Origin of the sequence: uncultured Amphritea sp., from assembly GCF_937127095.1 — a bacterium.
In the GTDB taxonomy this organism is placed as follows: domain Bacteria; phylum Pseudomonadota; class Gammaproteobacteria; order Pseudomonadales; family Balneatricaceae; genus Amphritea.
The window spans coordinates 61405-80678 of sequence record NZ_CAKZLP010000008.1; the positions used below are offsets into that span (position 1 = coordinate 61405).

At 51.5% G+C, this 19274-nt stretch carries 20 protein-coding genes; 8 read left to right on the forward strand and 12 right to left on the reverse strand.

The annotated features are described in order from the left end of the window. Window positions 1–32 precede the first annotated feature (32 nt). The 4 genes from Q0499_RS01460 to Q0499_RS01475 are packed head-to-tail and all read right to left on the reverse strand — an operon-like array spanning window position 33 to window position 2638. Complete coding sequence (locus Q0499_RS01460) at window positions 33–851, reverse strand: energy transducer TonB (RefSeq protein ID WP_299195226.1); 819 nt, start codon at window positions 849–851, stop codon at window positions 33–35. Beyond that, window positions 848–1270 carry a biopolymer transporter ExbD gene (locus Q0499_RS01465; protein ID WP_299195229.1) on the reverse strand — a complete coding sequence of 141 codons (423 nt, stop codon included), beginning with the start codon at window positions 1268–1270 and terminating at the stop codon, window positions 848–850. The genes Q0499_RS01460 and Q0499_RS01465 overlap by 4 nt, the downstream gene beginning before the upstream one ends. Further along, window positions 1270–1665, reverse strand: coding sequence for a biopolymer transporter ExbD (locus tag Q0499_RS01470; RefSeq protein WP_299195232.1), 396 nt, complete (start codon window positions 1663–1665; stop codon window positions 1270–1272). The genes Q0499_RS01465 and Q0499_RS01470 overlap by 1 nt, the downstream gene beginning before the upstream one ends. After that, window positions 1655–2638 carry a MotA/TolQ/ExbB proton channel family protein gene (locus Q0499_RS01475; RefSeq protein WP_299195235.1) on the reverse strand — a complete coding sequence of 328 codons (984 nt, stop codon included), beginning with the start codon at window positions 2636–2638 and terminating at the stop codon, window positions 1655–1657. The genes Q0499_RS01470 and Q0499_RS01475 overlap by 11 nt, the downstream gene beginning before the upstream one ends. A 506-nt stretch (window positions 2639–3144) precedes the next feature. On the opposite strand from Q0499_RS01475, the gene Q0499_RS01480 reads away from it, so the two are divergent. Both Q0499_RS01480 and Q0499_RS01485 read left to right on the forward strand, forming a co-directional pair. After that, entirely contained in the window at window positions 3145–4077 is a 933-nt protein-coding gene (locus tag Q0499_RS01480; RefSeq protein WP_299195239.1) for a phosphatidate cytidylyltransferase, read from the forward strand. A 17-nt stretch (window positions 4078–4094) separates the two neighbouring features. After that, entirely contained in the window at window positions 4095–4760 is a 666-nt protein-coding gene (locus Q0499_RS01485) for a lysophospholipid acyltransferase family protein (protein ID WP_299195242.1), read from the forward strand. On the opposite strand, the gene Q0499_RS01490 is transcribed toward Q0499_RS01485, so the two are convergent. From Q0499_RS01490 to Q0499_RS01505, 4 genes are read right to left on the reverse strand one after another with little or no spacing between them, the layout of a single operon-like run. Continuing rightward, window positions 4757–5398, reverse strand: a complete 642-nt coding sequence (locus Q0499_RS01490) for a CDP-alcohol phosphatidyltransferase family protein (protein WP_299195246.1) — start codon at window positions 5396–5398, stop codon at window positions 4757–4759. The genes Q0499_RS01485 and Q0499_RS01490 overlap by 4 nt on opposite strands. A 12-nt stretch (window positions 5399–5410) precedes the next feature. Continuing rightward, complete coding sequence (locus Q0499_RS01495) at window positions 5411–5875, reverse strand: hypothetical protein (RefSeq protein WP_299195248.1); 465 nt, start codon at window positions 5873–5875, stop codon at window positions 5411–5413. Further along, the gene (locus Q0499_RS01500) at window positions 5865–7208 is read right to left on the reverse strand and encodes a phosphatase PAP2/dual specificity phosphatase family protein (RefSeq protein WP_299195251.1); all 1344 of its coding nucleotides are present in this window, start codon (window positions 7206–7208) and stop codon (window positions 5865–5867) included. Before Q0499_RS01500 ends, Q0499_RS01495 begins: the two co-directional genes overlap by 11 nt. A 12-nt stretch (window positions 7209–7220) precedes the next feature. Next, window positions 7221–9005 carry a bifunctional alpha/beta hydrolase/class I SAM-dependent methyltransferase gene (locus tag Q0499_RS01505; protein WP_299195254.1) on the reverse strand — a complete coding sequence of 595 codons (1785 nt, stop codon included), beginning with the start codon at window positions 9003–9005 and terminating at the stop codon, window positions 7221–7223. Between the two features lie 337 nt (window positions 9006–9342). On the opposite strand from Q0499_RS01505, the gene Q0499_RS01510 reads away from it, so the two are divergent. Beyond that, entirely contained in the window at window positions 9343–10923 is a 1581-nt protein-coding gene (locus Q0499_RS01510; RefSeq protein WP_299195257.1) for a peptide chain release factor 3, read from the forward strand. A gap of 147 nt (window positions 10924–11070) precedes the next feature. Next, window positions 11071–11838: a TatD family hydrolase gene (locus Q0499_RS01515; protein ID WP_299195260.1), complete on the forward strand. Its 768-nt coding sequence runs from the start codon at window positions 11071–11073 to the stop codon at window positions 11836–11838. Here the strand turns inward: Q0499_RS01515 and Q0499_RS01520 are convergent. Together Q0499_RS01520 and Q0499_RS01525 are read right to left on the reverse strand one after the other, a co-directional pair. Then, complete coding sequence (locus tag Q0499_RS01520) at window positions 11811–12224, reverse strand: hypothetical protein (protein ID WP_299195263.1); 414 nt, start codon at window positions 12222–12224, stop codon at window positions 11811–11813. The genes Q0499_RS01515 and Q0499_RS01520 overlap by 28 nt on opposite strands. A 95-nt stretch (window positions 12225–12319) precedes the next feature. Continuing rightward, the gene (locus Q0499_RS01525) at window positions 12320–14227 is read right to left on the reverse strand and encodes a beta-ketoacyl synthase (RefSeq protein WP_299195266.1); all 1908 of its coding nucleotides are present in this window, start codon (window positions 14225–14227) and stop codon (window positions 12320–12322) included. 298 nt (window positions 14228–14525) lie between these two features. Here Q0499_RS01525 and Q0499_RS01530 point away from each other — a divergent pair, with 298 nt between their 5' ends. Together Q0499_RS01530 and Q0499_RS01535 are read left to right on the forward strand one after the other, a co-directional pair. Then, window positions 14526–15179, forward strand: coding sequence for an OmpA family protein (locus Q0499_RS01530; RefSeq protein ID WP_299195268.1), 654 nt, complete (start codon window positions 14526–14528; stop codon window positions 15177–15179). A gap of 280 nt (window positions 15180–15459) precedes the next feature. After that, complete coding sequence (locus Q0499_RS01535; RefSeq protein WP_299195271.1) at window positions 15460–16128, forward strand: hypothetical protein; 669 nt, start codon at window positions 15460–15462, stop codon at window positions 16126–16128. Between the two features lie 184 nt (window positions 16129–16312). Here Q0499_RS01535 and Q0499_RS01540 read toward each other — a convergent pair whose 3' ends face one another. After that, window positions 16313–17521, reverse strand: a complete 1209-nt coding sequence (locus Q0499_RS01540) for a flagella assembly protein FlgT (RefSeq protein WP_299195273.1) — start codon at window positions 17519–17521, stop codon at window positions 16313–16315. A gap of 140 nt (window positions 17522–17661) precedes the next feature. On the opposite strand from Q0499_RS01540, the gene Q0499_RS01545 reads away from it, so the two are divergent. Together Q0499_RS01545 and Q0499_RS01550 are read left to right on the forward strand one after the other, a co-directional pair. Continuing rightward, window positions 17662–18363 (forward strand): FlgO family outer membrane protein, encoded by a 702-nt coding sequence (locus Q0499_RS01545; RefSeq protein WP_299195276.1) that lies wholly within the window; start codon window positions 17662–17664, stop codon window positions 18361–18363. Next, on the forward strand, window positions 18360–18845 hold the full coding sequence (locus tag Q0499_RS01550) for a hypothetical protein (protein ID WP_299195278.1): 486 nt from the start codon (window positions 18360–18362) through the stop codon (window positions 18843–18845). The genes Q0499_RS01545 and Q0499_RS01550 overlap by 4 nt, the downstream gene beginning before the upstream one ends. A 117-nt stretch (window positions 18846–18962) precedes the next feature. Here the strand turns inward: Q0499_RS01550 and Q0499_RS01555 are convergent, their stop codons facing one another. Next, window positions 18963–19262 (reverse strand): DUF1244 domain-containing protein, encoded by a 300-nt coding sequence (locus tag Q0499_RS01555; RefSeq protein ID WP_299195280.1) that lies wholly within the window; start codon window positions 19260–19262, stop codon window positions 18963–18965. Between the last annotated feature and the right edge of the window lie 12 nt (window positions 19263–19274).

Consider the following 19274-nt stretch of genomic DNA (forward strand, 5'->3'; position numbering starts at 1 on the left):
TACTGCTCCTTATGTGTTTATAAATCAATCTCTTATTGATTTAGTTTGAAAACGATCGGAATACTGATAGTGAGCATCGACTGCGTCAGATCGGCGGGAAATGCGGGTAGGGGTGAAGCATCTTTCAGCATCTTTTTCACCGATCGGTCGAGTTTTGTGTAGCCTGAGCTCTGCTTTATCCGGGCATCCCTGATCAGTCCGCTACTGAGTACTGTGAAGGTGAGGATGACGGTACCTTCCTCTCCCGCGTTACGGGATGATTTGGGATAACGTTTATACTTCGCCAGCTCAGCTGCGATGAGTGAGTAATAGGTCAGATTGGGGCCTGCATGCCCACCGGACGTAAGTGCATTGGCGCTGCCTGTGGATATTTCCTGGCCCGCGTCAGCATGAGTAATGTCGTTATCCATCGATGTTTCTGTCAGGTCGCTCTGTGCTTTAGCTAAGCGGGTTTCAGGTAACCGGTCTTTAGTGAGCGGAACTTGCTGAATCTCCGTGGGTGTCGATACTTTTTCCTTCTTTACTGTCAGTTCAGCGCGCTGTTTCATCTCGGCTGGTGGGCTGACCGGTGTCGGCTCTGGCGTGGTATCGAGTGGCTCGCTAACCGCTGGCTGCTGTTCCGGTTCGTTGTTCTCAGCGGTTGATGCAGCCTGGGCCGATTCAGCCGTAGTTGATGCCGCTGTGCCCAGATCGCCGAGCATCCCCAGATCAATCTCGATCCCCTGTTCGCCCTGTGCCCGGGCGCCGCCCAGTGTGAGGTGGGTCATCAACAGGATGGCGCTAAGGTGAAGTAGAATCGCAGCGATAATCGCAACGCAGCGGTGACGCAGTAAGATTATTCCGCTTTTCATCCTTCCTGCTTCCGGGTGATCAGTGAGACATGGGTTAAGCCTGCTGCTTTAATGTTGCGCAGGATCTCCTGCAGTGTCTGCGCCTCCAGGCTGGCATCCGCTTTGATATGGACCCTGAAACTATTGGCGTCCTTAGTCTGATCAACTTTGCTGCTCAGGCTTTGGCTAAGTTCATTGATGCTGAGCTGCCTGCCATCGATAAACAGTGTTCCGGTGGCGCTAACCAGCAGTTCAACTGAGCCGCTATCGTCCAGATTAGGCGCTATAACAGACCCCGGAAGCTCTATTGGGACTGCATCTGATGGCTGAACCTGGCCCGCAATCATGAAGAAAATCAGCATCAGAAAGACAACGTTGATAAGCGGGATCATGTTGTCATCATTTTGTGGCCGTCGTTTGACGACGTCAGTGGTCAGCATCAGGGCATCACTCCTGTCAGGGACACGTTAAGGGCGCCGGCTCGTTTGAAGTTATCCAGCAGTGTCAGCATTGACTGAGTGGACACCTGCGGTTCCACATCGAGGGCAAAGATGGTGTGCGGATTGCGCATGATTAGGTCGGTCAAAGCAGACCGGTCTGACAGGTCGTAGCGTTGCCCGGCGGCGCTGAATGCCGTCCCTCCTGCGTGCAGGGTGATCAGCAGCACATCATCGGATGATTCTGCAGCCTGGGTGGCGGCTGGCAGGTTGATCTGTTTGAGTTTTATAAAGCTGGACGAGAGCATAAAAAACAGCAGCAGGATAAACACCACATCAATCAGCGGCGTCAGACTGATCGCTTGTCTGCGCTGTACCCGGCTAAGATCAGGCAGCATGAACGGCCTCACTTTCCCGGACGGTTTTATCTTTGCCGGTCATACCTGCGCTGGGCGCATCTTCGACGGACGTATCTTTAAGGGTTGAAACGCTGCTCCGGGTTTGCTGGGTGAACACCTGGGTGACGGCATCGTTCATCAAACTGGCGATGCGCTCTACTTTTCTGTCCAGCGCGTTAAATGCGGCAACAACCGGGATCGCCACGGCCAGACCAACGGCGGTGGTTAACAGTGCTTGCCAGATCCCCCCGGAGAGCACCGCCGGGTCAACCTGACTGCCCGCCGCTTCCATCTGCTGGAAGGCACTTATCATCCCTAAAACCGTCCCCATCAGCCCCAGTAACGGACTTAAGTTGGCAATGACCTCTAACGGGCGAAGTAATGAACGAAACTGATTTAGCTGATGGGTTGCTTTGCGGCTTAACTCTTTTTGCAACAGGTCCGGGTCTTGTTTTTGGCGGATGCCAGTCATCGCCATAGACACCAGCGCGGATACTGGGCGTGTGGCTATCAAAGCATTGGAAGCTTTGTCCGCCTGACCCAGGCTCCAGTAGTGCAGCGCCTGTTCAACATCGTTGGTGCTCTCCGCTCTGTGCAGAGCAAACTGCCACAGTTTTATCAGGATGATGCTCAGGGAAAAGATGGACATGCCCGCGAGAATCCAGACAACCGGTCCGCCAATATCCAGTAACGATTGAATCTGGTCGATGCTATCCGCCAGCGGAAGGTCGAAAAAATGATTAGTTATATCTGAGTTACCTGTTTCAGACAGATTAGACCGGAGGTCGGGCGTCAGCAGCGTCTGGGTATCATCAGACAGATCAGAGGCAAAGTCGGGGAAGTCGGTTAGTTGCTCATCAGAGGGAGCATCCTTCGGCTCAGACAACTCAGTTGCAGAGAATGTGGGTTGTGCAACCTCTGTCGGAACCGTTGCAGTTGAACTCTGTTCTGCAGGAGTGATTGTAGTAGCCAAAACGTAACCTCATTGTTTAAAAAATATCCAGTAAATCGTTGCCGGCCCCTGATCTTTTAACGGATCGCTTTTGGGCAGTTGTTACCGACCTGTCTGATGAGGTTGTATGCTAATTATTTTTAGATGCGAATGCAAACGATTCTCAAATACAAAATTAAATAATTCTCATTATGTTTGTGGGCGGTGCTTTGAGCTCTTAGTTGCTTATCCGTAGTGAAATGCGTTGGGGTCAGAAGCTTGCGATTTTTCCGGGAATAGCGGGTGGATAGGGATTTGCGCGTTTGGCTGAGCTATAACAATTGCTGTTATTAGCGCTGCCTGTCACAATCTATGCTCTTCGGTGTGGTTTTACTTTCTGCTGTTTAACCTGAGTGTGTTCGAAGTGCTTTGAACAGTAGATGACATCGTTTTGATAAGGCTTCGCGGCTCCGCCACAAGCGCTATATTTTCATAAATATCAGTCGGTTGCGGGTAACTGATTTTGTTCAAAGGGATATTGCATCATTATGTTTGGCGTTCCGATTAACTCGTTTTATCTGATCCTGTTGGTGATTATTCTGCTGATCAGCGGCAGCCTGATCAGTTCCCGCATTGAGCGGCAGCATCCTGATAAAGATTACACCGAGCTGCGACAGCGGGTGCAGTCCTGGTGGCTGATGATCGGTATTCTGTTTGCTGCGTTGCTGTTTAACCAGACCCTGGCGGTGGTGTTTTTCGGCTTCCTCAGTTTTCTCGCCCTCAAAGAGTTTCTTTCGATTGTGCCAACCCGACAAACTGATCGTCGGGTAATCTTCTGGGCGTATCTGTCAATTCCTGTGCAGTACTACTGGGTGGCCATTGGCTGGTACGGCATGTTTATTATCTTTATTCCGGTGTATATCTTCTTACTGCTGCCGGTGCGGATGGTATTGCTGGGTGAAACCCGGGGCTTTATCCGCTCAGCGGGTATCCTGCACTGGGCAACCATGCTGACGGTCTTTTGTATCAGTCATATCGCTTATCTGCTGGTCTTGCCTGTGAAGAATGAAGCCGCAGGTTATATCGGCCCGGTACTGTTTCTGCTGTTTATGACCCAGTTCAACGATGTCTGTCAGTATATCTGGGGCAAAAAACTGGGGCGGCATAAGATTATTCCCAGGGTCAGCCCGAACAAAACCTGGGAAGGGTTTCTCGGCGGTGTTGCTTCCATTACCTTGCTGGGGGGGCTGACGGCGCCGTTGCTGACGCCGTTAAACTGGTGGCAGGGGTTGATTGCCGGATTGCTGATCAGTGTCAGTGGCTTCTTCGGTGATGTGGTGATCTCTTCGGTTAAGCGGGATCTGCAGATTAAAGACACCGGTAGCCTGATTCCTGGCCATGGCGGTATTCTGGATCGGATGGATAGTCTGATTTTTACAGCGCCGCTATTTTTTCATTTTCTGTTTTATAGCTACTATTGATCGGCGGAGCTAATCCCATGGATAGACTGATTAAAGTGCTGTTTTTTGCTCTGCTGGTAAAACCGGTGGTGCTGTTGTTGCTGGGGTTGAATGTCCGCGGCAGGAATAACCTGCCGGATAGCGGCCCCGCTATTGTGATCGCTAACCATAACAGCCATCTGGATACGCTGGTGTTACTTAGCCTGTTTCCATTGTCGATGATCCATAAAGTACGTCCGGTGGCCGCAGCCGATTATTTTCTCGGTAATGGTGGTTTTCTGGCCTGGGTCGCCCTGAAATGTTTCGGTATTATACCGCTGGATCGCAGTGGTGGTGCCGACCGCGAGGTGTTGTTCAGTGGCTGCACCCGGGCGTTGGCGAATGGAGAGATTCTGGTGCTGTTTCCGGAAGGCAGTCGGGGTAAGCCGGAACAGCTGAGTCGTCTGAAGAAAGGTGTTTATTATCTCATTAAAGAACGCGCAGACATTCCTGTCGTGCCAACTATGTTGCATGGTCTTGGCCGGGCGCTGCCCAAAGGTGAAGCGCTGCTGGTGCCCTTTAACTGTGACGTGGTGATCGGTGAAAATCTGACTGACCGGGAGAGTGCCGCCGGATTTATGAACTCGGCGACAGCGTCCTTCAAACAGTTATCCGGCTATTGCCTGACGCTGTCGGCATCTGATTCGGTTGATGAGGCTCTTTAATCGGACCCGGTGGCCGCTTTGTCTGAAACCTCACGCAGGGCTGATTTGGCGCGGTTAATAATGGTGACCGCCAGCAAAACGATAATCAGCAGTAACACCGCGCTACTCCATATTCCCGGGTTAACGCCCAGGGCATAGAGAAACCCCAGCAGACCAAAAAACAGTGCCCGGTCACTCTTACCGGAGGGGCCGTCATAGCGGCGGCTGGCACCGATCTGCACAGCAACAACGCCGATCATCTCGCTCATTACCGCGAGCAGTGTCAGGATAACCAGCAGCGGAATGTTGATGCCCGGCAGCGCGGTAAACGCCAGAAACAGGGCGCTGTCGGACACAACATCGCCCATCTCATTGAGAATGGCCCCTTTCGGGGTCGACATATCATGTTCGCGGGCGAGCATGCCGTCGATATTATTCAGCGCCATGCGGATAAACATCCATACCGGCACCGACAGCCAGATGAGTGGTGATAGATTCAGTAGCGGCGAACCAAAATAGAGTGCGACTGCCAGCGCAACGGAACCTGCCAGTGCCGCAATAGTGACCTGATTCGCGCTAATGCCAGCGGCTGCCAGGCGTTGCGTGATCGGGCGGAGAATATCGGAGAACGCACTTTTAAGCTGATAAACACTGGGCATGAATAAATCCTTTTAACAAGCGGCGCTGATTAAGCACAGAACCAGACTGAGTAGGGTCAGCAGCGATTGTACTATAGCCAGCCAGCACTGCCGAAAGAATAGTTTTCTGATGCCCTGTAGGCGGTCACTCATTGTGACGGTTGTCAGTGAATCGGCTTTCGCCGGAAACAGGAACCGGAGTCCCTGATCAAAGGATTGCGCACCATGTTTGAGTAAGACTGGCATTAGTTTTCTATCAAGAGAGACTCGCCAGAAGTAATAACTTTGCAGCAGCGCAATGAATATACCGGCGAAAGCGATCAACCTGACCAGAAGCGAGCCGCCGAAAATAATCAACAGGCCACATATGCCTGCCAGCACCGCAGAGATAAAACCAAGCGCATGTGTGGATGACAGGGCCGCCAGCAGCACCTCTGCTTTCACCTCCTCAGGTTTTTCGGCCAGCACCGTTGCGGTTGGGGATTGGTTAGTGATCATTATCGATCTCCATTGTCGGCCTGCTGATCTTATGGAGTAGTGCCCGATGATCTTCGTGGAGGATGCAGTCGGGCCTGACCTGAGTGATCATGTCCACAGCCTGCCCGACTGAGCAGGCTTTATGGCTGTATAGCAGCCAGCCAGCCACCACCAGTGCACTGCGTGATAATCCCAGTGCGCAATGCACCAGCACCGTTTTCTTTTTCTCAACCAGGCAATTGAGTGTCTGAATCGCTGTCCACAGTGTTGCCTCATCGGGGATCGCCAGGTCGATCATCGGTATGCGGTATGTATGGTTGCAACGATAGCTCAGCGGCCGCATCTCGGCGGTTAGGTTCAGGTGTAAACTGGCGCCGCTGGTTTGTAATTCCTCCCTGCCGGGTACTTTACTCAACCAGACTCCGTCGGTGACTTTTACACACCCCTGTCGGTGTCTGCTGAGCAACCGGGCGCTGAGATGGGCGCCGAGCAGGTAGGGGGTCAATAGTATCAATGCCGGCAGCGACATCTTTTGATTATCATATTGAAAAACCGAGATGCCTAAGCCCCAATAGGCCAGCGCCATCAGGGCTGTTGCCGTGGCTGGCCACAACAATAACCAGCCCCAACTGCCGATAAAAATAGCGCTGAGGCTCAGAATCAGGGTGGCGAAACAATAATAGCCGGCCAGTTTGCTCTTCCGCTGTGCTGTCCAGCGCCAGTGATGAGCAACCGGGGGAATCAGGTACATCACCACTAGCGCAACGATAAGTCCCCCAATCACATCAATGACGTGGTGTTGCCAGGTGGTCAGTACTGAGATGCCGATTAACAGCATCCAGCTATGCATTAACAAGCGCGGCAGTAAGCCCCTGAGGTGTTGGCTGAAGGTGTACCAGATTAGTACCAGTAAGCTGATATGCAGAGAGGGTGCCTGATTGTAGGGCTTATCGAAGCCGGTTAGCAGATTAAATAATTCACCATAGAGTCCATCGGTGGGTGGACGGACAAAGGTGAACTCCAGCGGAAACAGCAGAAAACAGATAACGGAAACAGCGGTAGCGGTTAGCAAGCGCAGTGCATGGCGGTCAAGCTCGGCTTTGCTGGTGCAGAGAAACAGTGAGATGCCATACAACAGGTCGATGGACATATAGGGAATGATAGTCCAGTCCCAGAAGGGGATCTGTGTCTCCCAGGCAAAGACATACTGCCCAACATCGCTGCGGCCCGCCGTAAACGTATTGGCAAAACCGTAGCTGATAAAAAATGCTGGCCCGAGAAAGGCCAGCCAGATTAACGCTCTGAGCCAGGGGCGTGGCGGTTGATCACCGAGCATGACGGATTCAGTATTCATCGCTGCTTCCGCTTAGCGTCGCTGGGCAATTGAGACGCTGAAAATACCCCACTGGTCGATCAGCTGAGTACATTTTTCAAAACCTGCATCGGCAACCAACTGGTCCATCTCTGCCTGCGAACGACAACGCATCACCCAGGGCTTATTGCTTTGGTGGCTGTTCAACACCCGCGCGATCAGCTCCTGCTGCGGATGCCAGGGCTGGTTGGTGTAGATCAGATAACCGCCGGGTTTCACCGCGTCGGCCAGCCCGGCAAGGGATGACTGCAGCAGGCTGTTATCGCTGAACAGTTCATATAGTCCGGAAACTATGGCCAGGGTCGGTTCTGGCTGTACTGCGGCTACCGACGCCTGATCGAACGCATCCCCTTGCTGGAACGTGCCGAATCTGTCAAAGCCTCGCTCAGCCAGCGCCTGGCTGCCTGCGGTCACGTTAATATCGCTGAAGTCCCGCAGCAGAATGCTATCGATCTCATCTTTACGGGGAGCGATAGCATCCAGAATATAACGGCCATGGCCCGCAGCAATATCAACGATACGGACGGGTTGCTGGTTCGCCTGTAGCTGATCGATGGCCTGACTAATCAACTGTTCCAGGTGAAGTTTGCGTTGCCGGATGCCACGCCAGCCAATGCTATTGAGATATACCCGGTCGATCTGCCTGCCCAGCCAGTTTTTCCCCTGTGGCTGGTTGCGATAGACATAATCGAGGGTGCTGCCGGAATCAAAGCCGGTCTCTTTACCTAACCGATACCCCTCTGATAACCGTGCGCCCAGACCGACCATTTTCTGCAACAGCTGCCAATAGGTTCGCTTCAGCCCCGTTTCTGCTGTGGCCAGACTTTTATAGTGCTGATAACCCTGACCCTGCTGATCTGATTGTCTCAGGTCGGGCTGATGTCGGGGCGTGTCAAAAAGTTCGCTGGTAAATTGGCGTATCTCTGTCAGAGCTTGCTCCCGGTTGAGTTCGCCCAGCGTGTCATGGAAAAAGCCGGGTAGCTCTATCAGCCGTTTGTTGCTGCTACCCAAGCGTGCCGCAAATTCATACTGAGGCTGTTTTCTGACTACCCAGTCACTGCCAGATACCAGTGTCAGGGTTGGTGTGTTGATAGCGTGGGCGTCTTTAACAGACCGTTCACCTGCGGCATAAAGATCCAGCAACAGGTTGGAGGCGATGGGACGGGTAATCAGAGGGTCTGCATTGTAGCTGTGAATTCTGTCAGGATCATGGGTCAGCTGACTCGCTTTGACATAGGAGTTAACTGTGAAAATACCGCCGACTTTTTGGCGCATTGCAATCATCTGTCGGGCGAAGGGGACATAGAGTTTAATATCAAATGCGGGTGCCGCCAGTATCATCCCGCGAATATCAGGGGCGTAGTCATGCACCCAGGTTGTCAGCATGACGGCACCGACACTCTGGCCTAACACGATGATCTGATCGGTTTTAAAGCCGTGGGCCTTGGTGATATGGCGAATAAAACAGTCGATATCCTGCACCAGAGTGGCAAAGCTTTCGGCATGGCCCCGTGCGCCGGAAGACTGACCCAGCCCCCGTGCATCCCAGGCAAAGAAGGCGGTATCAGGCAGCTGCAGTTCATCCACCAGATGACTCATTCGCCCGCCATGTTCGTGACCCCGATGAAACATCACAATCGCTCGTTGCGTATCTGTTGGTTGTATAGCGGGCCAATAGCGGTAAAACAGTTCGCTGTTATCGTGGCTCAGGAGGGTATGTTGCTCAGCACTGCGGTTGATAGGACGGGTCTCTTCCGCGATTATGGCAGGTTGGTTCATCTGTTGAGTCCTTGGTTGATTAAAGTCGGCTTAGTCTTCCATGATCAGACTTTGGTGAAAGCTTAAATCGACGGAGTATCGTTATCTGCTACTCAAGGGCGCGAACAGGGTTGTTGAGCAAAAGGAGGAGAGGGCGAGCGGTTGTCGGAGTGATAGTCCATATCATCATTTGTCCTCTGCTTTCCTTAGCAGTAAGAGCTAGTCTGTCAGAATAGATGGGTCAGTCAATAGCTTTCAGTTGTGGATTTGAGGCATATCAGCGAAAATAGCGCCCAATTATATTTTCTGGCTTCTGCCGATTGGTGTGCAGGGCAGTTTCCAAAACAACCGGATCTCTATGTCTAGTATCTCAAAGGAAGTATCGATTCGTCGTACTTTTGCTATTATCTCCCACCCGGATGCGGGTAAAACGACCATTACTGAAAAGCTGCTGTTGTTCGGAAACCTGATTCAGAAAGCGGGTACGGTTAAGGGTAAAAAATCGGATCGTCATGCAACTTCAGACTGGATGAGCATGGAGCAGGAGCGGGGTATCTCGGTTACCTCTTCGGTGATGCAGTTTCCCCACAAGGGACGCATTGTTAACCTGCTGGATACGCCGGGACACGAAGATTTCTCCGAGGATACCTACCGTACACTGACGGCCGTAGACTCGGCGCTGATGGTGGTGGATGGGGCGAAGGGTGTTGAGGACCGGACGATTAAACTGATGGAAGTTTGTCGTCTGCGGGATACACCGATTCTCTCCTTTGTGAACAAAATGGACCGGGATATTCGTGACCCGGTTGATTTGCTCGATGAGATCGAAGAGGTGCTGAAGATTGCCGCCGCCCCGATCACCTGGCCGATTGGCATGGGTAAGGACTTCCGCGGCGTGTATAACCTCTATACCGACACTATCCATGTGTTTACACCGGGACAGGGCAGCATTATTCCCGATGATATCCAGGTGCAGGGACTGGAGAGCGATGAGGCAAAAGCGCTGCTCGGAAATCTCTATGAAGATTTCCTTGAGGAGATCGACCTGGTACGTGGTGCCAGCCATGAATATGATCAGGATGAATATCTGGCGGGTCGTCTGACGCCGGTGTATTTTGGTACCGCATTGTCGAACTTCGGTGTGCGGGAGATGCTGGATGGTTTTGTTGAATTCGCGCCATCACCGATAGCCCGTGAAACGATTAGTCGTACAGTCGATGCAGATGAAGAGGCTTTTTCCGGTTTCGTGTTTAAAATTCAGGCCAATATGGACCCGAAACACCGTGACCGGATCGCCTTTATGCGGGTCTGCTCCGGAAGTTATACCCGGGGCATGAAGATGCGTCATGTGCGTATTAAAAAGGATGTGAAGATCGCTGATGCCGTGACCTTTCTGGCGGGTGATCGCTCCAACGTTGAAGAGGCCTGGTCCGGCGATATTATCGGTCTGCACAATCATGGCACCATTCAGATTGGTGATACCTTTACCGAAGGCGAAGATCTGAAGTTTACCGGTATTCCCCACTTTGCCCCGGAGATGTTCCGCCGGGTGCGGCCGAAAGACCCGCTGAAGATGAAACAGCTGCAAAAAGGCTTGCAGCAGCTGTCAGAAGAGGGGGCGGTGCAGTTGTTCCAACCGATCAATAAAAACGATCTGATTCTGGGTGCGGTGGGACAGTTGCAGTTTGAGGTGGTGGTATACCGTCTTAAAGATGAGTACAAAGTTGAATGCATGTATGAGCCGGTCACCATCGCAACGGCTCGCTGGGTTGAGTGCACCGATCACCGCAAGCTGGAGGAGTTCCGTCGTAAAGGCGGTGATAACCTGGCACTCGATGGCGGTGGTCTGTTGACCTATCTGGCACCCACCCGGGTTAATCTCAGCCTCACTGAAGAGCGCTGGCCGGATATGCGCTTCCGCGCTACCCGCGAACACTAGACATGAAAACGCGCCACTGGCGCGTTTTTTTATGAGTGACCAGAAAGGAGTTCTTATAAAAGGTACTCTGATTTTTAAACTTGATACTTTTACAGAACATTCTTAAGCTTTCACGAGCCACTAGCCACTTCAGGCAACTTATATTCTATGCAGCTTATTGATACCCACTGCCATCTGGACTTTCCTCAGCTGGCAGATGACATCGACAATGTTTTGAATCGTGCCCGGAAAAATGGCGTGACGGGCTTTGTCGTGCCCGGTGTATCTGAACTTCACTGGAGTCGCTTACTGACTCTCTGTGCTGAGCATTCCGACCTTTATCCTGCGCTGGGACTGCACCCCTGTTTCGATCATCCCGATCTGGAAAACAGTTTGCTTAGGCTGGAGCGGGAGTTACAACACCGTTCTGAACTGGTAGCTGTGGGAGAGATAGGTTTGGATCTGTTTATCACCGAAGTGGATCTCGATGCTCAGCTGGCTGTGCTGAGGCCTCAGCTTGAACTGGCAAAAACCTATCAGAAGCCGGTGTTGTTGCATGTTCGTAAAGCTCATGATCTGATGCTGAAACAGTTACGCCAGATAAAGCTGGAACGAGCAGGAGTGGTGCATGCCTTTTCCGGAAGCGAGCAGCAGGCAAAGGAATACTTGAAACTGGGATTCCGGTTGGGTATCGGCGGTTCTGTTACCTATGACCGGGCGACAAAACTGAGAAAACTGGTGGCAGAGTTGCCGCTGGAGAGCTTTGTATTGGAGACTGACAGCCCTGATATGCCGTTACTCGGTTATCAGGGGCAGGTGAACTACCCGGAGCGGGTGGCTAACGTCGCAGCGGCTATTGCCCGGATAAGGCAGCAGCCATTAACAGAGGTTGTCGGGACAGCGACAGCTCAGTCCATGATAATCTTGCCGTTATAGAGGGCATCATTGATATTCTCCAGCGTTTGCCAGACTGTATCGGTATATGCGTTAGCGGGCACGCGGTAGAAACGACCATTGTCACTGGCCTTCTCAGCGGTGTAGGGCGCGCCTTCAGGATTGAGTATCATCCGTAATAGGCTGCCACGGTAGTTAGGGCCACTGATCTTGTAGCCGTATGCCTGTTCTATCGGCCCGGCATACTGGGTGCTACTGACAATTGAGCTGAGGTCACGGCAGGTCGATCTGTTACCCTGGCAATAACTGAAGTTTTTCAGATCCACCGTGTAGTAACTGACATCCGCCGGTTCAGACAGTTTGGTGATGCTGTCCATGCATCCGGTCAGGGCCAGGGTCATTAGTGTTGCAGTGATCACTCTGAGCATGATATTTCCTGATATTGATCTGTTTAAGTCTTAATAACGTTCTTTAACACCACCGCGTGTAACGACGGAGTCTGTTATTGTCGGCGTGGTGATGCTTAGTTCATATCCTCGAACGGGTTGCCTATATCCAGGCTGACAGGCTGGCTGTAACCCGGCAGCCGGATCTCCCGGTTGCTGATTTCAAGGTCTTCACCGGTCAGAACATTATGGTCATACAGGTAGATCGGTCGGGTCAGGCCTTTGATACTGTTCTGATCATAAGCGGCGGCCGCTTCCCGGGTAGCAACAAGCTTATCCTGGTAACGGTTGATCACGTCCTGCCCATGACGCTTCAGCAGCATCTGTTGGGTAATGTGAGGGGCTAATACAACGGCGCTGGCGTTGTTACCGCCAAACCCTTTTGAGTTGAGAATAACCGAGTCTATCCCCGCTGTCCCAACTTCAATATGCTGGTTACTCAGGTTGAGGTTGCTGTTGTGAATGTCAGTGGCAAATTCCGGTGTGGTGGTGATGCCTGGGATATAACCATATTGCCAAACGCCCAGTGACAGGTTCATCTGATCGCCGCCAGCGGTTCCCTGCGAGTGGCCGATGAAACATTTCAAGGCTGCGACGGTCCAGTTCTGAATACCAAATGCTTTGGCCGTTTCATTGATAACATGGGACTCTGTCACCCGGTTTTGCGGGGTGCTGGTGCCGTGGGCCTGAACGAAACTGCGCTGCTGTAAAGACTCCTGCCCGAGCATATTATTGACCAGCGCCGCGGCTTTGCCCAGGGTAATATAGTTACCGATGCCCGGCGCTGAGATTGATTTTTTATGGCCGTCAGCGTTGACGAATACTTCCGGCACTGCGCCGTATATATCGGCACCCAGTTGCAGGGCCAGATCATCGCTCATCAGCAGGGTAAACTGCGAAGACTCAGCAATAGTAAAGCCGCAGTTGTTACCAAAGGGTCGACAGGCTTTACGATAATCATCGGCGCTCAGCTCGGTCAGTTTATCCAGTGCCAGCAGGTCTTTATCCTCTGCAAGCGCTCCCATCGAGCGGAAACCCTCAATTACTTCCTGCGTCACCGGTGCATCACTACCGCCCACGAGTACGACCTTACGGCGTCCTGAGCGGATATCGTTAACGGCATTGCGCAGGTTGTAAAGGAAGGTAGCGCAAGCTCCCAGTGAACCGCCGGTGACGCCAACGCTGCCAAGAATATAGGCGTTTACAAAGTCAGCCGGCATCTGCGCATAACCCAGGGGCATCTGCTTTGAAGTGGTACGCTTGCCGATGGAGGGGTATTTGGTCAGCCCGCCAAAGCCAAGGTCATCAAGCTGACCGATAGAGTTGCTGGCGTAGACGCCGATCTGGTCAGGGCTGACCGCCGCCGCAATGGTATCCCACGGAATTCCCGCTGAGTTAAGTGCGTCAGAGGCGCCAAATACGGTCATCTGTATATTGCGCGGATGGTTGCGTGACTGATACAGCTTACCCGGCTGAAAGCCACTGGGCAGTTGTCCGGCCGATTGCACCAGGGCTTCTTTAAAATCCGGGAAAATAACCTCAAGGTCACCCTGTAGGGTTACTTCAATCTGAGTCGCGGATAATGGCTTGATTGACCAGTTGGCAGGGATGTTCTGCGGCAGTTGGCGCTTGCGCAGGGTAAAACTGATCGGTTCTGCTGAGTTGATCGTCGCAGGCTTGTTAAAGGTGACGCTGTGGACATCAAAACACTCTTTCTCGATACGTCGAATCAGGGTGCTGTTGCACACCTGCGGCGTAATCATTTCGAGTAGCTCACTGACCGGCGTAGGATTGCCTTTCTGGTCGAGGTAACTATTATCTTTGAAACTGGCAAGCCCCATCAGCGTGGCGAGGTCGAGTAGCGTCTCATTTCGCGTCGTGTCGTTCAGTTTGTCGAGAATCAGGCGACGATAGCCATGGTGAAAGGAACTTCTTCCGGCTGGGCTGATGCCGCCGAAACCCACGATGACTGGTAGCTGAGACAAGTGATAATCCTCGGGACAAAATGAAACGATCGCAATACAAAGGTCGTACTTATATGTTAATGCAGATTCTATAAGTTGTTGTAACCTGAGGCCAGATCTATCTCGGTAAAAATGCCTCGCTAAGGTGATATTCAGCTTAAAAAGCGATAATTTAGCAACTAGATTGGCTAAGCTGGAACTTAGTAGGCAAAATAGCAACTAAGTCGGATTGAAAAACAGGTGGTTCCCATCACTTTTTCAGCAATCAGTAGTGTCTGAGTCAGGCTGAGCTTTTTCACAGATTACCAAAGGAGTGATAATGAAAAAAATTATTGTTTTAGCTGGCGCAATTGCGTTGGCTGGCTGTCAGTCCATGGATCCTTATACCCAGGAAGCCAAAACCAGCAATGCAACGACAGGTGCCGGCATCGGCGCTGTTGCCGGTGCCGTCCTGGGTAATGCGGTAGCCGGTAAAGGCAAACGTACTGAAGGTGCGATTGCCGGTGCGTTATTAGGCGGTGCCGTCGGTGGTGGTATTGGTTATTACATGGATCAGCAGGAGATGCTGTTGCGTCAGGAGCTGGAAGGCACCGGTGTGCGGGTTGAACGGATTGGTGATTCGATTCGCCTGATTATGCCGGGCAATGTGACCTTCCCGACCGGGTCTTACAACATTGATCAGGGGTTCTATCCAACCCTGAATTCAGTTGCCAAAGTACTGGTGAAATTCGATAAGACAGTCGTCAACGTTGACGGTTTCACCGATAGCACCGGCTCATTCGAAACCAACCAGACTCTGTCTGAACGCCGCGCAGCCAGCGTTGCCCAATACCTGGGCGGTAGTGGTGTGGCACCGTTGCGGCTTCAATCCCGAGGTTATGGTGAGCGTTACCCGGTTGCCAGTAATGATACCGCCGGTGGCCGCGCGATGAATCGTCGGGTAGAAGTTAATATTCGTGGGACGCAGAAATAATTGCGGAGCAATTATTTCCAGACCGCCGCTTCGCGGCTCGCTAGACGCGACTGCGTCGCTTGCTAGTGGTTAGACGGAAACTTCGTTTCCTTGCTAGAAAAAGTATAAACAAGAAACCGCCTAATTGGCGGTTTTTTTTGGAGGAAAACTGCTTTGTATAAATGCAGTCTGCATTGGAGTGATGTACGAAAAGTAATGTAAAATTATTTTGAGTAAGGATATTAGTAGGTTGGATAGGTGTTGCTTCTGTAGCACCTTTGGATAGGTTTTAGGAGTACACATGGATATAGTGCTAGAAAAGGGTGAAAGCGAAACAGTATTTGATTATAAAGTTAGGTGTTTGCGAACATATATCCTTTACATACAAGATCAGTTTTCTTTATCTCATACATTTGAGGTTCATCATATAGACCGCTCCATAAATGAAAGTGATATTCCTTCCAAGGGCAGTGTTTTATCCATTACAGGTGATGAGGTTCATTATTATTATGTACCCTATCAAGAGCCTGGTTCGCCAAAAGTGAGTCAATACTCTCTCAGCAGTATCTATGAGTTCATTGATGGTCCTCTTAAAACCCATTTGATTACTAAAAACGCATCGTATGATTTAGTAAAAGTAAAAGGGCTTCCTACTGAACTAAAAGACATGGTTGAGCATCTCGAAGAGCTTAAATTAGAAATAAAGCAAATTGCTAGGCAAGAACTTGATGCGTTGAAACAAGACAAGGATGAGGGCCAAACAGATACATTCATAAACTATCTTGGCAGTGTGGAAAGTATTGATTTTAATCCTTTTGAGTGCTCTGAAAAGAAGAGAAAAGAGCTTGCTAGTTATGCTATGACGGTGTATCCATTGGCCAAACAGTATTTTACGGAGCAGCTATTAAAATTATCTCAAAGTGAAATTACCGGAAAAATTAATAAAATCTGTTTTTGTAGAAAGGTTTGAGAAGGTTTAGTTTTTTATATTTTTGCTGTTTTAGGTTTTTTATATAAAAGAGAGAGCAATATAGTTCTTTCTTCTTTGCTTTTTCTAGCAAGAAAAACGAAGTTTTTCGTCTAGCCACTAGCAAGCGACGCAGTCGCGTCTAGCGAGCCGCGAAGCGGCGGTCTGCCTGGTAAGCGCTCCGCGCTTACCAGGAAATCACGACATCGTCTGGCTGTATATTGTACAGCGCGCCATCCTCTGCAAGCCGGCCGATGGAGAACATGGGTTGAACTTCGGTGACGGTGATGGTTTTGCGGGTGTTGGCGAGTTGTACATGGCTGCGCATATCGTCGGTGAAGAAGTTTGATTTGCGGTAGACCGTGAGTTTGTCGCCCGCTTTTATGCCTGCCAGGGCTCCGGCGTTAAACCAGAGGAGGTTGTCTTCGCTTTTGGTGATGCGGGCCGAGAAGGGCATGCAGCGTAGTTCGTTATTGAGGTCGGCAGCAATCTGGTTCAACATCTCCCGGGTTTGCTTGCCGTAATCCAGTCGCCAGAATTCTGCGCTGGCAAACCCAGGGCGGGCTTCGGGTTCGAGATTCCAGCGTCCGGCGGTAGCGTACTGTTTACTGAAGAGCAATGCGCCGGAAAATCCGTCATGGATATACAGATCCAGCACCAGCGACCGCAGGTGACGTTTACTGCGATAATCCATCCGGTTATACAGATCTACCAGAATATTACGATTCGGATCGATCACCGATGAGTCGTACATAGACATATCGCGAATCACGCCGGAGACGATGTATTGCACATCCAGCTGGCGGGTATAGTCGAGTACGGTGGTCAGCGCACCCGCGCTGAGCTGGCGGGTTGGTGCCGTAGCGGCGCTTTCCAGGACATTGAGCATGCCCGCATTCATCGCCCGCAAATTGCTGGTCTGATTGATCTGGTTGCTGAGAATATGGCTCAGCTCCGTCTGAATATTGCTTAGATAGCCGAGATTGGCCTGTTGCGGATAGAGCAGAGGAAACGCGGTGATCGCTACGGATTTCTGGTAGCCGTGCCCGGACACTCCTGCCGCGCAACCCTCTTCAAAGTCGATATCGGCGCGGATTTTAACCCATAGCATGCGCCCCTGAATTTTTTCATCGAGGATATCGATGTTGCCCACCAGCCCCAGGGTGCTGACCTGCATATTGTCGATGCTCAGGACACCCTGGTTAATGGTCTGAGTGCTGCTGACAATAGCACTGGCCTGAAGTGATGCCTGCTGGGTGGCATTTTTGATGGCAGCCTGACGCGCGGAATCAATATCCTTGTCGAATATCAGTGCGCGCCCCTCTGCTTCCATCGTAACGGCATGCAGTGACAGGCTGAGAAGGCTGAACAATAGTGCTGCAACGATACGCATCATAGGACTAAACATACTTTCTGGGTGACCGATAATACACTAAGGTATGCAAATTATTGATCTGTTGCAATACGGCAGGGACTGTTTAAGTACCTGATTTATGTTAGTTTAAACGCATATTTAATTCTGGGTGTCGGGTGTCGATGAGATATTCTTTACTGCTTGGTCCAATCCTGTTGACTGGATGTGTGCTGAATCAGCCGGTTCCGGTGACGGTGCAGAGTGTTGATCCGCAGGCGCTGGTGCAGATGCAGGAAGCAGAAGCGGCTAATCTTGAAGCGCAGCGGGAACTGACCAAACATGAGGTCAAGGTGGTTGCTGATCAGCCTTCCGGTGCTGATCCGCTGAGCGAAGCGGTGGCACAGATGGCGATACAGTTAAATGTCGGACTGAGCGAGAATCATGTAAAGCGCTTGCCGATTGCTATCCTTCCATTCGTGCAGCTGGGCAGCAAAGCCTCCGGTACACCGACCGGCGAACGATTGAGTGAGAACTTTATCTTTCAGCTGCAGCAGCATGGCTATAATCTGGTCGATTTTCGCGCGGTGAGTCTGAATACCACGGTTAAAGATCCACTTTCCGCTGAAAACCTCTCCGGGATTCGTAACCGTTTTCGCATCCATTTCGTCCTGACCGGTACCTATAGTCAGCATCCGGATGGCATTATTATCAATGCCCGGGTGCTGGATACCACCAGTCGTCAGATACTGGCGGCGGCCCAGACAAATATCCCCTCGGTTCGGCTGGAAGGTGAGTTGCCGGGTTATGATCCGATTAAGGCGATGGATGACGGCATGATTATTGAAAATGGTACCCGTCAAACGGCTGCGGAGCGTGCAGAGTGAAAGTGAAATCCTGGCTGAAAAAACTGACTCTGGGGGCTCTGGCGATACTGCTGGTTATCTCTCTGGGGGGCTGTGAAACCTTTGTTGAGTCCACCAAGGATATTATCTCTGCGCTACCCGATCTGCCGCCCAGTGTTGATAATACCCCGGTAGAGCCAAACTGGGTGCAGGTGACCGGTTATGCGCCGATCAGTCTGCAGGAGGGCCAGAGCCAGCAGCATAAGGTGCTGATGGCGATGAAGGCATCAAAGCTGGATGCCTATCGTGAGCTGACCGCGCTGGTGCATGGCCAGTATGTGGCGGGCACGACCTCGGTGAAGGATATGATTCTGCAGAATAACCAGTTCCAGGGCGCAGTGGCCGGGATTGTACGCGGGGCGCGGGTGGTGAAAAGTTATCCGGTGCAGACCGATGTCTATGCCACCATTCTTGAGGTTGATCTGAATCAGGTGCAGCGGGCCTGGCAGGCAAGTAATCAGTAACACTGCCCGCGCTGACATAAGCGCGGGCAAAAAAATAAAAAAACGCAGCTGCTTTATCGCACCTGCGTTTTTTTATTGCCTGCGGTTGGTAAGTTTCAACCGTTTACCTGATGCGGTTTACTGGTGGGGCTTCTGCGTCGCTTCATAGGCCGCCAGTTGCTCCGGTGTCGCCTTCTTCTGGTGTTGCGCTTTCCATTCGGAATAGGGCATGCCGTAGACCTGTTCACAGGCCTGTTCGTAACTCAGTTCAACGCCCTGTTCGTCGGCGGCCGCTTTATACCACTTGGACAGACAGTTGCGGCAGAAACCGGCGAGGATCATCAGGTCGATATTCTGCACATCCTTACGTTCATCCAGATGTTGTACCAGGCGGCGAAAGGCGGCGGCTTCAAGTTCGGTTTGGGTCTGTTTATCCATGATTACGTCTCA

What these genes read in the sequence shown, in the direction of transcription:
- Q0499_RS01530 (WP_299195268.1), top strand. Translation starts at nt 14,526, where the DNA reads ATGAAAAAAATTATTGTTTTAGCTGGCGCAATTGCGTTGGCTGGCTGT.
- Q0499_RS01510 (WP_299195257.1), top strand. Translation starts at nt 9,343, where the DNA reads ATGTCTAGTATCTCAAAGGAAGTATCGATTCGTCGTACTTTTGCTATT.
- Q0499_RS01500 (WP_299195251.1), bottom strand. Translation starts at nt 7,208, where the DNA reads ATGAATACTGAATCCGTCATGCTCGGTGATCAACCGCCACGCCCCTGG.
- Q0499_RS01485 (WP_299195242.1), top strand. Translation starts at nt 4,095, where the DNA reads ATGGATAGACTGATTAAAGTGCTGTTTTTTGCTCTGCTGGTAAAACCG.
- Q0499_RS01520 (WP_299195263.1), bottom strand. Translation starts at nt 12,224, where the DNA reads ATGCTCAGAGTGATCACTGCAACACTAATGACCCTGGCCCTGACCGGA.
- Q0499_RS01460 (WP_299195226.1), bottom strand. Translation starts at nt 851, where the DNA reads ATGAAAAGCGGAATAATCTTACTGCGTCACCGCTGCGTTGCGATTATC.
- Q0499_RS01495 (WP_299195248.1), bottom strand. Translation starts at nt 5,875, where the DNA reads ATGATCACTAACCAATCCCCAACCGCAACGGTGCTGGCCGAAAAACCT.
- Q0499_RS01470 (WP_299195232.1), bottom strand. Translation starts at nt 1,665, where the DNA reads ATGCTGCCTGATCTTAGCCGGGTACAGCGCAGACAAGCGATCAGTCTG.
- Q0499_RS01540 (WP_299195273.1), bottom strand. Translation starts at nt 17,521, where the DNA reads ATGATGCGTATCGTTGCAGCACTATTGTTCAGCCTTCTCAGCCTGTCA.
- Q0499_RS01535 (WP_299195271.1), top strand. Translation starts at nt 15,460, where the DNA reads ATGGATATAGTGCTAGAAAAGGGTGAAAGCGAAACAGTATTTGATTAT.
- Q0499_RS01545 (WP_299195276.1), top strand. Translation starts at nt 17,662, where the DNA reads ATGAGATATTCTTTACTGCTTGGTCCAATCCTGTTGACTGGATGTGTG.
- Q0499_RS01490 (WP_299195246.1), bottom strand. Translation starts at nt 5,398, where the DNA reads ATGCCCAGTGTTTATCAGCTTAAAAGTGCGTTCTCCGATATTCTCCGC.
- Q0499_RS01515 (WP_299195260.1), top strand. Translation starts at nt 11,071, where the DNA reads ATGCAGCTTATTGATACCCACTGCCATCTGGACTTTCCTCAGCTGGCA.
- Q0499_RS01505 (WP_299195254.1), bottom strand. Translation starts at nt 9,005, where the DNA reads ATGAACCAACCTGCCATAATCGCGGAAGAGACCCGTCCTATCAACCGC.
- Q0499_RS01465 (WP_299195229.1), bottom strand. Translation starts at nt 1,270, where the DNA reads ATGCTGACCACTGACGTCGTCAAACGACGGCCACAAAATGATGACAAC.
- Q0499_RS01555 (WP_299195280.1), bottom strand. Translation starts at nt 19,262, where the DNA reads ATGGATAAACAGACCCAAACCGAACTTGAAGCCGCCGCCTTTCGCCGC.
- Q0499_RS01480 (WP_299195239.1), top strand. Translation starts at nt 3,145, where the DNA reads ATGTTTGGCGTTCCGATTAACTCGTTTTATCTGATCCTGTTGGTGATT.